The sequence below is a fragment of the Amycolatopsis sp. NPDC051903 genome (genome assembly GCF_044452505.1).
Taxonomy (GTDB): Bacteria; Actinomycetota; Actinomycetes; order Mycobacteriales; family Pseudonocardiaceae; genus Amycolatopsis.
Genome location: NZ_JBITBT010000040.1, coordinates 50,122 through 63,527, shown reverse-complemented (window position 1 = coordinate 63,527; position 13,406 = coordinate 50,122). Strand labels below are relative to the sequence as shown.

Sequence of the window (13,406 nt, the reverse complement as noted above, 5' to 3'; positions counted from 1 at the left end):
CGCACCGATTTCGGAGGAGCGTGCGCGGACCGGGACTGTGGTATACCCGCGCTCGTAACGAGCAAACTAACCTCTGGTCCGGCTGTTGCGGGCGAGCGTGCCGTCGCGCCTGACGACGGGCTGATCCGCGTGCCCTGGAGATGGCGTCGATGCGGGCCGCCCGCCGCCGCGGTTTTGCCGGTGTTCACTGCGGGTATCTGCTGGTCACGACCAAGGAGGGGCGATGCCACAGAGCAGTGGAAGCGGGAAGCGCGAACGCCAGTACGAGCACATCAAGGACTCGCAGAAGAAGCGCGGGGCAAGCACGTCGCGGGCCGAGGAGATCGCCGCCCGGACGGTCAACAAGAACCGGGCACAATCCGGGGAGTCGAAGACGGCGAGCAAGAGCTCGACCCGGGACACGAGCCCGCAGAAGCGCGGCGGGAAGCGGTCGGGCAACCGGCAAGCGCCGGGTGGGCCGACCAGGGACCAGCTCTACAACGAAGCGAAAAAGCGCAACATCGACGGCCGCTCCAAGATGACCAAGCAGCAGCTGCAGGATGCTCTGGGTCGCTGACGTCCCCGGCCCGCAGGTGGGGCTGTGGAACGCCGGTCCGCTGCACCCCACGGCGCAAACGGCCTGGGTCTCGGCCCTTGAATATCTATCGCTTCGCGATACCGGTTCCAGACTGCGATGATGCCGGTCATGCAGGGATCCGACCAGACCCCGAACAGCGCGGCGGCCGCCGCGGCAGAGGTTGGTGTGCACAGGGGCGAGTTGAGTGTTGTGCTCACTGCTCGAGGCGATTTCGACGCGGTCACGTCCCCGGACCTGCAGGACGCCATCGCCGAAGTCTTCGTCGACCCACCCCCCGTCCTCGTGATCGACCTGACCGAGACCTCGTTCATCGGTTCGGCAGCGATCGCCGCCCTGATCGAAGCGCAGAGGAACGCGGGCACGCGCACGTCTGTGCGGCTCGTCGCCCCGCACAACGTCCGCCGCGTTCTGGGCCTGCTCGGTCTGGACCAGCAGTTCGTCCTCCACGACACGGTACGATCCGCGGTCGCCGCCGAATGACGGCCCGGACGGACGCTGACCACCTCGCCTACCTGCTCTGCAGACGGGTGCGACACAAGCCCCGACGAGCACGGCCTACTGCCGAAAACGAGGAGCTGCCGCAGTGCGCTCGCCGCGCGAGCCGACTTACGGCCCCGCTGAACCGGCCCTGCACCTGCACCAGCACGCTCGCGTCGAGGACGCCACCGCGTTTCGCCTCGCTCTCACCCAATGGGCAACCGCGTGCCGACTTCCACGCCAGCTGGTCAGCGATGTCGAACTCGCCGTCTACGAAGCGGTGATCAACGCCGTCGAACACGCCTACCCGGCCGACGCCCCCGGCCTCGTCGACCTTCGGGCCCACCACGACGACCACACGGTTCGCGTGACGGTCACCGACTACGGCCGTTGGCAGGCAACGCCGCAACCCGACCCGGCTCTACGGGCGCAGCGGGCGTGGCCTGCCCCTGATCCGGTTTCTCGCCCACCACTCCGACATCAACTCCGGACCCGAGGGCACCACAGTTTCGATGGCCTGGACCGTGCCGACTGACAACCAGCCCGGTTGACACTCCGAGTCACCAACGGGCAGGCGGGTTCAACCGCCGCCGCACACACAGCCGTGCGTTCGGGCTGCGAGTGCGAAAAGATCGAAACATGCAGGCCTCAGACCCCGACCCCACGCAGGACGCCGGAGAGCAGGCGATCGAGACGGGCATAGCCCTGGATCGCAACGGTCCCACGGCGGTGCTCACCACGTATGGCGAGTTCGACGCGTTGACCACCCCGCAGCTGCGCACCGCGATCCAGCAGACGTTCGAAAAGCCACCCGCGGTGCTGGTGATCGACCTCACGCGGGTCACGTTCTTCGGCTCGTCCGCGATCGCGGCGCTGGTCGAGGCCCGACAGCAGGCCGGCGCGCACACAGCCCTGCGCCTCGCCGTCGACTCCTACCTGGACCGCACTCTCAAGCTGATCGGCGTCGAACGGGTCTTCAACCTGTTCACCTCGGTCGAGGAAGCGCTGGCAGCCAGCGCCAAATGAGTGCGCGTCACCGCCTACGAGCCTCCCCTCCGCCAGGCCGTTCAATTCCCGCAACGGTGCGTTACACGACCGAAACGCCGAGCAGGTTCTTTTCCTTGTTCAGCAACGGGTTCACGCGCACCTCGTACCAATCTGCGCCATGCGCCGCCTCACGCATCAGGCTGCTGCGCTTGTAGCCCTTGAACTCGAATTCGCCGTTCGGCTCGCCCGGGGAGGTCCCGGTGCTTCGCGCGCGTGGACACGACGGCGAAGGGGATCGCGATGCTGGCAAACTTCGGGCGGCCACGGCACCTCACCCGCATGGGGGGTTCCGCGGTACGCACTGTCATGTCGACACCGGTCGAGCGTTTCCACCCCAGAGCAGCAGGCAAGGCGGCTGGCCACAGCTGTCCAGCGTGCCGGCGTGTCCCCTCGTTCGTCGGGGGCAAGGGGACGCGCGGCGAGCCCAGGCCACGGCCAGGAGGAAGGAGCGGCTTCGACGATCGTATGCGCTGCGGATGATCGCCTGGTCACCATCACTGTTGCGTGCCATGGCAGGCCGCGGTTTAACCTGCAGGTGCTCCCAGGGAAGGCTTCATGTGCGCTGATAACCACGTTCCGGGCGACGACGACGGCTCCGGCCGCGAGCTACTGGGCGTCCTGGCCACCCAGATCAAGGTGCTCACCGCGGTCCTCGCCGTTTCTCCCAGCACCGCCGAGATCCCGATCATGATGACCGTGCTCGCCCACACCACCGTGCGCGCCCGCCCGTTTCTCGACTCGCGCGAGCCACGCGTCTCCGTGCTCCTGGACCAGGCGCAGCGACAGGCCGTGGAGATGCGAGATGACGATGCCCGCTCTGATCTCATCGCCGCGCACGGCCATCTCCTTGCCGTCATCCGACGCCTCGGCGGCCGTGTGAGCTGAGGCGACTAGCACAAGCTCAAACCTGCCCGGCGGGGTTGCAGGGTTCACGGGATCCCGTTACCGGCGGCGGTTTCCTCGGCGCTGGCGGACACGCCCGCTCACCAACTCGATCAATGCCGCCACCCACTGGCCCTCGTCGAGGTTCGCGCGGCGTGGTGACCGATGTCGAGAATGCCACGAGGGCGGGCATGAGGTTGTGTCGGCGTGGAGTGTCGTCGTTGGACAACGCTGTGCCGCCGGGCTTCAGTAGTTTTGAGCGAAGGTGTCGGGTCCTTTGAGCACGCTGGGTTCGGCTGGCGCGTCTGCGGGCCAAAATTGGAGCCAGTGGTGTTCCACCGGCTCGCTCAGGTCTCCGGCTTGGAAGGCTTGCGCTCGGTGTGCGGTGTGGATGCGGGCTCGGAATCGGCCAGGGCCGGCTTCGATCGTGTGGAACGGTTGCGGTGTCATGATTTCGATGAGCTGCATGTGTGGTCCGCCAGCGACGATGTCGCGTTCGACCACCATCTCCCACGGGTCTGCGGTGGAGGGGGCGGTCTCGGGTCGTTGGTTGAGCAGCTGGACGCGCACCGTGACCGGCCCCCATCCGGTGCCACAAATGACGGCGAACCAGTTGTCTTCGCCGGTGGTGGTCGCGGCTACGGGGTCGGGCCAGTCGTCTTCGTGGGCGCCGCCGGCGTCGACGTGGTACTGGCCTTCCTTGCTGCGCAGGTCCAGCACCACGTCGTCGCCGTAGTGAACAGTTATGGGCATGTCACCAGGATTGCGAACCATCCGCCTTGACGGCAAGTACCCAGAACTCGTCGCCGTCGACGATGCGGTTGTAGTTGTTGAAGTTGGTCATCGTTCCGCCTTGCGAGTTGTTCGCGCTCACGGGCACCGTGACCGCGGACCAGTCGCCGGGGGCCGAGTAGAACGCGCCTTGGTTGGTGGTCGCCATGGGGTATTCATCGCACGACGGTGGGACGTTGGCGCAGGCGACGCCACGGTTGTTGGCTTCGACGGCCGGATCGGTGGATCGGGTGAGCTGGCTGTTCGGGTAGTTGGGGTTTCCCCAGTGAGTCGGGAGCGTGGCTTCGGCGTTGAACACGTGGTCGGCGACGGGGCCGATGAGGGGTTTGACAGTGGCGTCGAAGGCCACCGCGTTGTAGGGGTAGGCATGGTCGACGCAGGAGGTGTTGGGGTTCACGCTGTCGCAGCGGCCGAACAGCGTGTTGTTGGCGCTGTCGTTGAGGTCAACCGGGTTGAACACGTTCTCGGTGAGGGTGACATCGACACCGAGGAATCCGGTGAGAAAGTCCAGCGTGTTGGCCAACCGGGTTGCATCGCCGTTGTCGATCTGGTTCCAGGTGAACTCCACCGTGGTGTCCGAGAGGAGCTCGACTGGCATGTTCTCGTTGCCCTGGGTCGTTTCGCACACTGCGGGGTCCTTGCCGCAGCCGGTGCTCAAGGTGCCGCCGGTGCCGGCCGTGAGGGTGCCCGTGCCCTGGCCAATGGTGATCGACTCGTCGAACAACCACGCGGGGGCGCCACCGCCAAGGCCGTCGTCATCGAATTCCACCGCGCCGGAAAACGTGATCGGAATGGTTCCCACCACCGTCGTCACTCCATCGACGGTCTCGGTCGATTCCACCGTCCACTCCTCGACCGAGCAGGACGTGAACCGGTCAGGGTTGTAAAAGCCCCCGGCGCACGCCGGGATCACATCGGCCGGCTTCTTCCCGGTCGACATCGACCGGGCGTTGGATCTCGCGGAGTTCGCGGCGTCGGTGTTCTTAGTTCTCTTGCCGCCCTTGATGAACACCTGCGTGCATCGGGTGGCGGCTTTGCCGCCGTCGGTCGTGGTCGAGCACGACCGGGCCAGCGGTGTCGCGCCCGCGACTGGGGCCGCACTCGCCGACACGGTGCCCACGCCGGTCAGCGACAGCAATACCGGAAGCACAGCAACTGACGAGTACCAAAAAGACTTTCGCTTGAGCAATGCAGTACACCTACCCTCGGTAACGTGTGCTGAATAGCACATCTGCTAACGATGGGCGGAAAGTAAAAATTGACATCAGTCGACAATCGAAGCCGACAACTTCAACTCCGAGCGAAGAACCAAAAACAGCAATTTAGACGCGGGCGCGCAGGCGCGAATCTACCGCCTGCAATTACAAGATGATGCCCGCGTTATCAGCACAGACTTCGCCCCAGAAGAAGTCACCTCCCACCCGAAATTCACTATATTGAGTGAGATCTCGACATGCCACCCGCCGTCCGGGTGAACACTCACCTCGGGATGAGACTCGAGAAAAAGCGTAGTATGACCGATTTGCCACAGTCGGACATGATCGGATTCACGATATCGCTGGGCCTGTGTCAGCTCGCCAAGCTGGCGATGCAGTCGAGCGCGGCCGTGTTCGCATGCCGGCACACAGTCTCGTCGAACGAGACGTTCAGGTCGTAGACCCGCCCGGTGCGGCCGCGGTGATCGGCGGCAAGTTCGGCAAGCATGTCGCCCCAACACTCGGCACGCAGGACCCTCGGCAGCGCTCCCGTTGGTCCTTTCGCCAACCCGCCGGACGCGAACGGCTATCCGGGAGCGGCAGCGCCCGTGCCCAGCGTTCAGACTTCGCCTAGATAACGCGCCGCCACGTCGACAAGTCCGTGGGCGTCGTGCTGCTGGCTACTACCTTCTCCCAGCGTGCCTGGAGAAGCTCGATAAGCCGTTCCTCGACGGCAACAGCGACGTGCGAGTACGTCTCCTGCACCTTGTCCTTGAGCTCGTGCCCCAGCCGAAGAGCCTGGGCGATCTCAGGGATGCCGTCGGCGATCATCCACGTCTTGTGGCTGTGTCTGAGCCCATGGAACTTCAGGCCCGGCTTGACGGCGCGCGGCCGGAGCGGGGCGTTGGGGACGTAGACTTTGCCGTCGGCGGCGGGGCGGAACGCGCGTCGCGCGAAGTTGCTGCGCCGGTGAAGTGCGCTGTCGGGTGTGACGAACACGTGCCGGTGTTTGTGGGTCGCCAGGTGTGTCCGCAGGAGCCGGACGAGAAACGGTGGGAGAGAGACGTCGCGCACGGAGGAGTCGGTTTTCGGCGGCCCTGGGAACATCGGCCCCTTGTTCGGCTCGTGCAAACAGCCGACATCGGGGTCGACGATGATCTTGCCCTTGTCGTCGTCGAAGAGGTGCACGTGGCTCTGTCGAGGCCCGTCAGTTCTCCCCAGCGGAGGCCGGTCCAGGCGGCGGTGACGATGAGGAGTGCCCCCTCTGGTCCGTATACCAGCGCGGCCTGGTCGGCGATGTCCAGCACTTCGTCCGGCTCGGCCCAGATCTGCCGCACGCGGCGCTGTGGACGCTGACGCCGCCCGCGACGCGGCTTGCGGATCGGGTTGACGGGGATGAGTGTTTCGTCGGCGGCATCCGAAAGGAGCATCGAGAAGCACTTCATAATGCTGTCGACAGTGCTCTGAGCCAAGCCCGAGGCACGAAGTTCCTTCTTCCAAGCTCTGGCGTTGAGATTGGTGATCTCGATGAGGGGTACGCACTCCCACTTGGGCTTGATGTGCACCTTGAGGAAGCTGCGATAGTTCTCGTCGGTGCGCTGGTCGACGTCGAGGGAGTCGATCCAGTCCGGCTCGGCGAAGTCGCCGAGGAGCATCTGCTGAGTCGTCGGGTCGACCCAGACGTTTCGCCGCTGGTCCGTCTTCATGTCGTCGATGTAGTCGCTGGCGGACCGCCCGTCAGGGAATCCCGGGATCGATGCGACGGACCCGTCGTCGCGCCGAAAGCGGACGCGGAACGTGCCGTTGCTGCAAGGGTCGACCCAAGGCAAGGTGAACTCCACTCCATTGGTGTTGGGGTCATGAAATCGGGCGTCACCATGAACGCTCTCCCCGTCGCAGAGAGCCAGTGCGCGGCGACAAGAGCCTCTGAAAAACCTCGACCGGCCATGAAAAGCCGGGGCTCTCAACTTGAAGTCCAGCTCCGCCGGGACTGCGACGCTGGCGGGCGTTGCCGGGCTCGATGACGATGTCGCGGCTGCGCCGTCGCTCCGTCACGCACGATCGCGACGAGGTCGTCTTCGGAGAAGCGCAGATGCTTGCCGAGGAAGGTGCAGGGCACTCGGCGTTCGCCGGCCGTACGGCGCAGCCACGACTCCTTGATCTTCATGCGCTGAGCTGCCTCCGCCGGGGTGAACAACAGTGACTGGCCGCCAGCCGGTGGAGTTCTCATCACCCGTGTACTGCGCTCGTCGCCGGTCATAGGTCGCTCCCTTCGCACCATGAGCGGTCACTGGCACTCAGGCGATGGCGCGCGTCAAGGTCAACGTCTCGTCTGACTTCCGGCGCGGTCGCGCCGCGCGAGCCGGACGAGCGCGTGCAGCGATGGCGAGCAGCTGCGCGACGGGCTGCGGCCGGCTGCCGGTAGCGGGCACACCAGCCGCAGCGTGAGCACCGCACATTGGCGCTCACGGCTGCTCGCCCGCGCCGGTGCGCGCGGCCTCGAGCGGGCTGCGCAGCACGATGACGTCTTCGTGTGCGATCAGGTGCATCGGCAGGCCCTGCTCGCGCTGTTTGCGGATGAAGTCGCGTTGGAAGAAGCTGCCTCGCGCGACCAGGTCACGCTCGGCGACGCGGGCGAGCAGGGCAACGCACCGTTCGACGGGCAGGAGCCCGGCGGCGACTCCGCACTTGCCGATCTGCGAGGGCAGGTCGATCAGCTCCGCATGTTCGCGCCACGGGCGCACGGTGATCGCGACGTACCCGCCCGGGCGCAGCACGGCGGCGCACCCGGTGAGGATGCGCGTGAACCCTGTGAGCAGCCGGTGGTGTCCGACGTTGGCCAGGTTTCCGCGGTCCAGCTGGTTGCCGTAGAGGTGGTGGAACTTGTGGACCTTGCCGTCGTCGGAGTCAGTGTCCTTGGTGACGACCTGGCCGTGCAGCGAGGGGCGGTACGGGGGTGAGGTGACGACCAGCGCAACCTGACCGTGGTGGTGCTCGGGAAGCAGTCGTGGTAGCCGGCGGGCGTCGCCGCGCAGGACCTCGGCTTCGTGGGCGTGCCCGCGCTCCCGGGCCAGTGCGAGGTTGGCGCGCGCCACCGCGACCCAGTGCGTTTCGTACTCGACGCCGATGGCGTGGCGGCCGGCGTCGATCGCTTCGACGAGGGTCGTGCCCAAGCCCGCCATCGGGTCCAGTTGTAGCCGTCGAACAGGCAGAAGTAGCCCTGGGGGCAGCGGTCCCACCCGCCGGCTTGGTTGGCCACGACACCGGCTGCTTGTCCCGCGTCGACAATGGGCTGCTGGGTCGCGAGTCCAGCCGCACGGTCCGGCGACAAGGGCGTTGCGAAGGCGGCGGGAGCCTGGAGCGTCACGCTGCCGGCCAGCAGCACACCGAGCGTGGGCAGGATGAGTCGGGCGATTTTGGACATGGGTATCCCCTTCAGCGAATTCCAGTAATCTTCTTCGGGTTGAAGTTCGACCTAAGTGGACTCAGCGCCCTCAGCGCGCCTGGTCTCTTTCGGCCCGGCTACCTCCGGCACCGAGACGGCTTCGCGGACCGTCTTCCAGGCCTGACAGTGATCGCACCAAGCGAATCCGCGAACGGACTCCGGACTGGCGGCCAGTTCGTCCAGAGCGTTCTCATCTGCGTCGGCAATCGGGCTACAGTGACCACATTGCAGCGTGTAGTGCGCCACGCGTTCCTCCTTCTCGCCGCATCAGCGCGACAGTTCAGGAATTCCAGCGCCGGGTGGCATCCATTCCCGGAGGCACCATCCGACGCTGGCATGCGGATCAGCTTGGCGACGCCGCCGAGACCTGGCGGAGAGTGTGTCACGCGGAGGGGGTTGCCCATTCGCATGAGTCCACTGTGGTCGCTCACGATCGGCGCCGGTAGCAATCGCGGAACACAGCTGTGTCCTCATTGTGTGCTGAGCCGGTGATGGTGTTGTCAAGACGAAAACCGCTTCCATGACGCCAAGCCGGGGAGGACACGAGCGAGCCACGCGACGTTCGCCCGTAGCTCGGTGATCAACTCTGCGGTCGCGTCAAGTCTCAGCCTGGCGCAGTTGCGATATAGAAGGGGACAGATGGGCAAGCTCTCGAGTCGGGTCACGGTGGTGACCGGCGGAACGCGCGGCTTGGGCCGTCAGATAGTCGAGGCTTTCGCCGGCGAGGTTGCCGCAGTGGTCATCGCCAGCCGCAACGGGGTCGCGCGCGAGGAGGCTGCTTCACAGGTCCGCCGGGAGCACGGCGTCGAAGCCCTGGCTGTTGAGTGCAACATCGGCGACTGGAGCGCCTGCGAACGTCTGCTCGACGGGCTCAGCCCACGCGGCCGCCCTCCCCTCGAGGCGACTCGATCAGCAGTCCCTCATAAATACCTTGATCAACTTGACGTGATCAACAATCCTGCCGAGCATTAACTCTTTCGGGTGGCGTTTGTCAGCGACAATGGAAACAAACTCACGTCCAAGCGGACGCGAAAGTTCTGTAATTTTCAGGAGGCGGCTTCACACGGCCACGCAGCGGCCGGGCTCGCACCCGCAGCGGCCGGTATCCGGTGGGCCGAGCTGGTCCAGCTCGCCATCGTTGTAGACCCAGACACCCCGCGGTCGTGAACGACACCTGTCACACACGCCGAACCGGCTAAATAGCGCTTCTGGCCAGCAGGGGCAACAGCGCCAACCTGCAGGGGCTCCGAGGGAACAGACGGCGCTCCACGCACGCCGCGAGTCCGCAGCCGGACTCCGAGCACTGCCCGCCGAACTGCCAACCCCGAACGCACCCGCGACCCGATTTACCTCGCCTGCCGCCGCGGCATGCCGGTCTGCAACACGGTGCCCATCGCCGGGACCAAGACCCTCGCCATCGTCGCCGCGAACCCCACGCCGCGGTAACTGGCGGTGTGCGCACCGAGGGCTCAACCGAGGAGCGGCTCCTGCGGCTGCTGGCCGCGTGGTGCCGCGGCGCCGACGCCGAGGCTTTCGCGCCCAAGCTCGAACTCGCGGCAGTGTGGCGCCGCGGGATGGCCCAGCGCATGCCCGATCGGCCAGGTAAAACTGGCCGTTGCGGCTCTTCTCTCAGCCGGGGATGTTGCCGGGGTCGTGGCGGTAGGTGTTGCGCTCACCGATCCGGCCGTCCTTGGTGCGGATGAAGTGCTCGACCTTGCGCTGCCGGGCCATGTCCCGGCCCTTACTGGCGGCCGCTTCCTTCGAGCCGTGGACGTTCGCGGCCCGGCTGCTGCCCTCGACCTTGTTCTTCCACTCGCCGCCCTGGAAGTAGGTCTCGATGTCACCCTTCACCGCTGCGTCACCTCCCATGCCTGGCGCGCCACCTACGCTGGTGCGCCACCGCAGCGTGGATACCCCTTCTGATCTGCCGAAACACGTCGAGAGGTGATCGCCGCGCACAGCAGGCCTGATCGGGCCGCCGAGCCCGCATAGTGCAGATGTACTACGCTGGGGGTTCGGTCAAGCAGCCGGCCGTACCTGACCTTCCCGCACTCCGGGCAGCAGTTGTTGCGTGGCCGCACGATCGCCTCGATCACCCCTCAGCGTTGTACCTAGGGTGTGGCCAACGGAAGTGGGCCACCATGACCAGCACCATCACCGAATTCCACCCGAGCACGCTGGCGCAGCCGCATCCGATGCAGCTGGACACCCACCGCCCCACCAGCGACATTGTGATCGTTCGGGCTGACGGGGACATCGACAGCAACACCGCACCGCGACTGCACGAACTGCTGCTGGAACGCGTCCACGGCGCGATCGGCACGCTGGTGATCGATCTGACCACTGTGACCTTCCTGAGCTCGTCGGGGCTGCGCACCCTGGAGCTGGCCTACCTGCTGGCAGTGGAACGCGGAATCACCTGCGTCCTGCGCCCGCCGACGTCCAGGACCGTGCAGCGCATCCTCACCCTGTTCCCGATGCAATTCACCGACGCCATTGCTGCACCGCAGGCCTGACCCGCAGGTCAGTCACAGATCGATGGGCATAACGGTCGTGATCATCGCTCAGCACTGGTTTCGTTCAGATGTTCCTCGAATGCTGTTTCCGGCGCGCGGTCAAGTGTTGCCGTCGCAGTTCAGCCGCTACGGGGCTGGTACGGCAGTTGCCAGGCCATGGCGACGACGGTGCCCTTTGGGGTGGTGGTGACAGCGCTGTGATCGGCGAGCAGGTGGATCAGCGGTAGACCGCGGCCGTGGCTCGGGTCAGGCTGCGGGCGCCACCGGCCGCGGTCGGTGACGGTGACGCGCACGGCGCGGACACCGTGTTGGGCATGCAGATCGAGAAGGCCGGCCGAGTCGGCAGCATAGGCGTGCTCTGCCACGTTGGTCATTGCTTCGAAGACGGCCAGCTGAAGATCGGCAGCCAGATCCGCTGGTAAGTGGCGGGCACGTGCCCAGTCCGCCAAGGCATGCCGCAGAGCGATGGCCTCCCCGAGGAGAGCTGGCCGACGCAGATGAAATGCGTGGGCAGGACTCCCTCGGTGCTGCTCGCTGAGCACATCACGCGCCCCACTGGCGTACCGCCCCATTTGCCTGGTTTCCATGCCACGGCATACCCGCACACGGCGCAGCTATGCGAGCTGATCCGGCGTCGGATCTGGTGCGCCCAGCGGTCATCGCCATCGGCGGGCCTGAGTGGGATCGCTGTCCGGCTCAGCTTCCCCCCGCTAGGGTTCGCTTCCACGATGTCCTGCCCGCGCGGGGGTCCATAACCGCAGACTCCCCCGTTGTCGGCGGTGCGGGAAGGCCCGCTCCTGCGCGGAGGAATCGGCGTCAGCGCTGGTCGAGCTGGGCGCGCAGGTCGTGGATCGTGGTTTCGGCGTCGGCGAGCTGGTCTTGCAGGCCGATGATGCGGGCGGCGGCGGCGAGGTTGTGGCCCTCGTCGAGTTGTTCGCGCAACCGGACCACGAGGTTGAGCTGGCGCCGGGAGTAGCGGCGATGCCCGCCGTCCGAACGCTGGGGGCGCACCAGATCCGCGGTGTCGAGGCTGCGCAGGAACGCTTCCTGGACACCCAGCATCTTCGCGGCCTGCCCGGTGGCGAAAGCCGGGTAGTCCTGGTCATCGAGGTTGCCCAGATCAGCCACGCCCACATCCTTCGCGGATTGTCACGTCAGTCGCTACAGATTATCTGGGGCGAGCGCTTGACACAACTTGCAGTGCGCGCTATAGAAATGGATAGACGGTACATGACCTGGTGTCGAACACGACGATGTTGCCGGGGAGTGATCGACGATGCCGGACACCACTCGCCACACGGCGGTGACCAGCGGGTTCGCCGAGCTGATCTGCGCCGACGAAGCCTGGCTGCGCGCAGAGTTCGACGCGATCATCACCGCCAACTTCGGCGTTCTCCCTCCACTCCCAGCACGGCCGCGGCCTGGATCCGCGGGCCCGCGGCGACCCGGCCGCACGCCCCGCGCGGCACCCACTGGCGACCGACCGGCCGACGGGGCGGTGCCGGCGATGCGAGGTGGTCATCGGCAGCGTTCCCCTCCGCTGGCTGGTGCGCTCTGCACTCAGCGAGTGACCACGAAAGGCAGGTGATGCCCACGCATTCCTGGAGCCCGCCGGCCCGTAGTTCGTTCGCCGGCGAGGATGCCTGCTTCGCCAGACGGCCGAGAAGACCCTGACAGCGGTCCCGGCCCCGCGTCTAGTGGCGCACCCCTTGCGACATCCGAGCCGGCACGAAGTAGCAAAGCGGGCACCGGGGTGAACGATGCAGCGATCGCACAGGCAACCCACCGAACTGGTCCCGGCCGCCGCCACCGGCGGCGGCCGGACCGACGAGCACACCAGCCCTAGCAGCACACGTTGACGAACCGCCGTCGGCCACCAATACGCCGGTGGTGGTGCACAGGGAAGGAGCAAAGGAGGCGGATGGTGATGTTGATGCGAACTGACCCGTTCCGGGAGCTGGACCGGCTGACCCAACAGTTCTTCGGCGCCAACGGCACCACGTCGCGCCCGGCGGTCATGCCGATGGACGCCTACCGGTCCGGCAATGAATACGTGGTGCAGTTCGACCTGCCCGGTGTCGCACCGGACTCCATCGACCTGGACGTGGAGCGCAACGTGCTCACCGTCAAGGCCGAACGCAGCCCGGACTACGACGAGGGCGCCGAGGTGCAGGTGTCCGAACGGCCCCGCGGGGTGTTCTCCCGCCAGCTGTTCCTGGGCGACACCCTCGACGCCGACAGCATCGCAGCGCAGTACGACGCGGGTGTGCTGACTTTGCGGGTCCCGATCGCCGAGCAGGCCAAGCCGCGCAAGATCGCCATCAGCGGCGGGGGCGAGGCCAAGCAGATCAACGCGTGAACGCCCCGAACCCCGTGGCTCGGCCGGTACGCGGCCCCGCCCGCCGCGGCCTCGACCGCGGCGGGCGGGGCCGGCGTCGTCGCCACCGCCGGCACCCGAGCCGCCACCCGCGCCA

Annotated in this window: 17 protein-coding genes and 1 pseudogene; 8 read left to right on the top strand and 10 right to left on the bottom strand. The window is 66.5% G+C overall.

Annotated features, from left to right (window positions below):
• The first annotated feature begins 223 nt into the window (after positions 1–223).
• The 4 genes from ACIA77_RS43560 (at position 224) to ACIA77_RS43545 (ending at position 2,080) form a co-directional block, all read left to right on the top strand.
• Positions 224–556 carry a plasmid stabilization protein gene (locus ACIA77_RS43560; protein ID WP_395892039.1) on the top strand — a complete coding sequence of 111 codons (333 nt, stop codon included), beginning with the start codon at positions 224–226 and terminating at the stop codon, positions 554–556.
• 120 nt (positions 557–676) lie between these two features.
• Positions 677–1,057: an STAS domain-containing protein gene (locus tag ACIA77_RS43555; RefSeq protein WP_395892038.1), complete on the top strand. Its 381-nt coding sequence runs from the start codon at positions 677–679 to the stop codon at positions 1,055–1,057.
• A gap of 103 nt (positions 1,058–1,160) precedes the next feature.
• Complete coding sequence (locus ACIA77_RS43550) at positions 1,161–1,589, top strand: ATP-binding protein (protein WP_395892037.1); 429 nt, start codon at positions 1,161–1,163, stop codon at positions 1,587–1,589.
• A 104-nt stretch (positions 1,590–1,693) separates the two neighbouring features.
• Entirely contained in the window at positions 1,694–2,080 is a 387-nt protein-coding gene (locus tag ACIA77_RS43545; protein WP_395892036.1) for an STAS domain-containing protein, read from the top strand.
• Between the two features lie 61 nt (positions 2,081–2,141).
• Here the strand turns inward: ACIA77_RS43545 and ACIA77_RS43540 are convergent, their stop codons facing one another.
• Entirely contained in the window at positions 2,142–2,366 is a 225-nt protein-coding gene (locus ACIA77_RS43540; protein ID WP_395892035.1) for a hypothetical protein, read from the bottom strand.
• Positions 2,367–2,656: 290 nt separating this feature from the next.
• On the opposite strand from ACIA77_RS43540, the gene ACIA77_RS43535 reads away from it, so the two are divergent.
• Positions 2,657–2,986 carry a hypothetical protein gene (locus ACIA77_RS43535; protein WP_395892034.1) on the top strand — a complete coding sequence of 110 codons (330 nt, stop codon included), beginning with the start codon at positions 2,657–2,659 and terminating at the stop codon, positions 2,984–2,986.
• Positions 2,987–3,229: 243 nt separating this feature from the next.
• On the opposite strand, the gene ACIA77_RS43530 is transcribed toward ACIA77_RS43535, so the two are convergent.
• The 6 genes and pseudogenes from ACIA77_RS43530 to ACIA77_RS43505 all read right to left on the bottom strand — a co-directional run.
• Positions 3,230–3,706: a hypothetical protein gene (locus ACIA77_RS43530; RefSeq protein WP_395892033.1), complete on the bottom strand. Its 477-nt coding sequence runs from the start codon at positions 3,704–3,706 to the stop codon at positions 3,230–3,232.
• Positions 3,707–3,737: 31 nt separating this feature from the next.
• Entirely contained in the window at positions 3,738–4,913 is a 1,176-nt protein-coding gene (locus tag ACIA77_RS43525) for a NucA/NucB deoxyribonuclease domain-containing protein (protein WP_395892032.1), read from the bottom strand.
• A 431-nt stretch (positions 4,914–5,344) separates the two neighbouring features.
• The gene (locus tag ACIA77_RS43520) at positions 5,345–5,479 is read right to left on the bottom strand and encodes a hypothetical protein (RefSeq protein ID WP_395892031.1); all 135 of its coding nucleotides are present in this window, start codon (positions 5,477–5,479) and stop codon (positions 5,345–5,347) included.
• Between the two features lie 122 nt (positions 5,480–5,601).
• A complete protein-coding gene (locus ACIA77_RS43515) occupies positions 5,602–6,159 on the bottom strand; it encodes a hypothetical protein (RefSeq protein WP_395892030.1) in 558 nt (185 codons plus the stop codon).
• 775 nt (positions 6,160–6,934) lie between these two features.
• The gene (locus ACIA77_RS43510; protein ID WP_395892029.1) at positions 6,935–7,231 is read right to left on the bottom strand and encodes a helix-turn-helix domain-containing protein; all 297 of its coding nucleotides are present in this window, start codon (positions 7,229–7,231) and stop codon (positions 6,935–6,937) included.
• Between the two features lie 205 nt (positions 7,232–7,436).
• Positions 7,437–8,168: pseudogene (locus ACIA77_RS43505) on the bottom strand (TRM11 family SAM-dependent methyltransferase); the annotation flags it as partial.
• 887 nt (positions 8,169–9,055) lie between these two features.
• Between ACIA77_RS43505 and ACIA77_RS43500 the strand changes: the two are divergent.
• Positions 9,056–9,388, top strand: coding sequence for an SDR family NAD(P)-dependent oxidoreductase (locus ACIA77_RS43500; RefSeq protein ID WP_395892028.1), 333 nt, complete (start codon positions 9,056–9,058; stop codon positions 9,386–9,388).
• 657 nt (positions 9,389–10,045) lie between these two features.
• On the opposite strand, the gene ACIA77_RS43495 is transcribed toward ACIA77_RS43500, so the two are convergent.
• A complete protein-coding gene (locus ACIA77_RS43495) occupies positions 10,046–10,285 on the bottom strand; it encodes a DUF2188 domain-containing protein (protein ID WP_395892027.1) in 240 nt (79 codons plus the stop codon).
• Between the two features lie 272 nt (positions 10,286–10,557).
• Between ACIA77_RS43495 and ACIA77_RS43490 the strand changes: the two genes are divergently transcribed.
• Positions 10,558–10,932: an STAS domain-containing protein gene (locus ACIA77_RS43490; RefSeq protein WP_395892026.1), complete on the top strand. Its 375-nt coding sequence runs from the start codon at positions 10,558–10,560 to the stop codon at positions 10,930–10,932.
• A 119-nt stretch (positions 10,933–11,051) separates the two neighbouring features.
• Here the strand turns inward: ACIA77_RS43490 and ACIA77_RS43485 are convergent, their stop codons facing one another.
• Complete coding sequence (locus ACIA77_RS43485) at positions 11,052–11,504, bottom strand: ATP-binding protein (protein WP_395892025.1); 453 nt, start codon at positions 11,502–11,504, stop codon at positions 11,052–11,054.
• 244 nt (positions 11,505–11,748) lie between these two features.
• Complete coding sequence (locus ACIA77_RS43480) at positions 11,749–12,060, bottom strand: MerR family transcriptional regulator (protein WP_395892024.1); 312 nt, start codon at positions 12,058–12,060, stop codon at positions 11,749–11,751.
• Between the two features lie 799 nt (positions 12,061–12,859).
• Between ACIA77_RS43480 and ACIA77_RS43475 the strand changes: the two genes are divergently transcribed.
• The gene (locus ACIA77_RS43475) at positions 12,860–13,291 is read left to right on the top strand and encodes an Hsp20/alpha crystallin family protein (protein WP_395892023.1); all 432 of its coding nucleotides are present in this window, start codon (positions 12,860–12,862) and stop codon (positions 13,289–13,291) included.
• Positions 13,292–13,406 lie beyond the last annotated feature (115 nt).

Excerpts from the sequence above, each read along its gene's own strand:
- ACIA77_RS43560 (WP_395892039.1), top strand. The coding sequence starts at position 224 with ATGCCACAGAGCAGTGGAAGCGGGAAGCGCGAACGCCAGTACGAGCAC.
- ACIA77_RS43495 (WP_395892027.1), bottom strand. The coding sequence starts at position 10,285 with ATGGGAGGTGACGCAGCGGTGAAGGGTGACATCGAGACCTACTTCCAG.
- ACIA77_RS43520 (WP_395892031.1), bottom strand. The coding sequence starts at position 5,479 with ATGCTTGCCGAACTTGCCGCCGATCACCGCGGCCGCACCGGGCGGGTC.
- ACIA77_RS43500 (WP_395892028.1), top strand. The coding sequence starts at position 9,056 with ATGGGCAAGCTCTCGAGTCGGGTCACGGTGGTGACCGGCGGAACGCGC.
- ACIA77_RS43510 (WP_395892029.1), bottom strand. The coding sequence starts at position 7,231 with ATGACCGGCGACGAGCGCAGTACACGGGTGATGAGAACTCCACCGGCT.
- ACIA77_RS43545 (WP_395892036.1), top strand. The coding sequence starts at position 1,694 with ATGCAGGCCTCAGACCCCGACCCCACGCAGGACGCCGGAGAGCAGGCG.
- ACIA77_RS43485 (WP_395892025.1), bottom strand. The coding sequence starts at position 11,504 with ATGGGGCGGTACGCCAGTGGGGCGCGTGATGTGCTCAGCGAGCAGCAC.
- ACIA77_RS43555 (WP_395892038.1), top strand. The coding sequence starts at position 677 with ATGCCGGTCATGCAGGGATCCGACCAGACCCCGAACAGCGCGGCGGCC.
- ACIA77_RS43490 (WP_395892026.1), top strand. The coding sequence starts at position 10,558 with ATGACCAGCACCATCACCGAATTCCACCCGAGCACGCTGGCGCAGCCG.
- ACIA77_RS43475 (WP_395892023.1), top strand. The coding sequence starts at position 12,860 with ATGTTGATGCGAACTGACCCGTTCCGGGAGCTGGACCGGCTGACCCAA.
- ACIA77_RS43535 (WP_395892034.1), top strand. The coding sequence starts at position 2,657 with ATGTGCGCTGATAACCACGTTCCGGGCGACGACGACGGCTCCGGCCGC.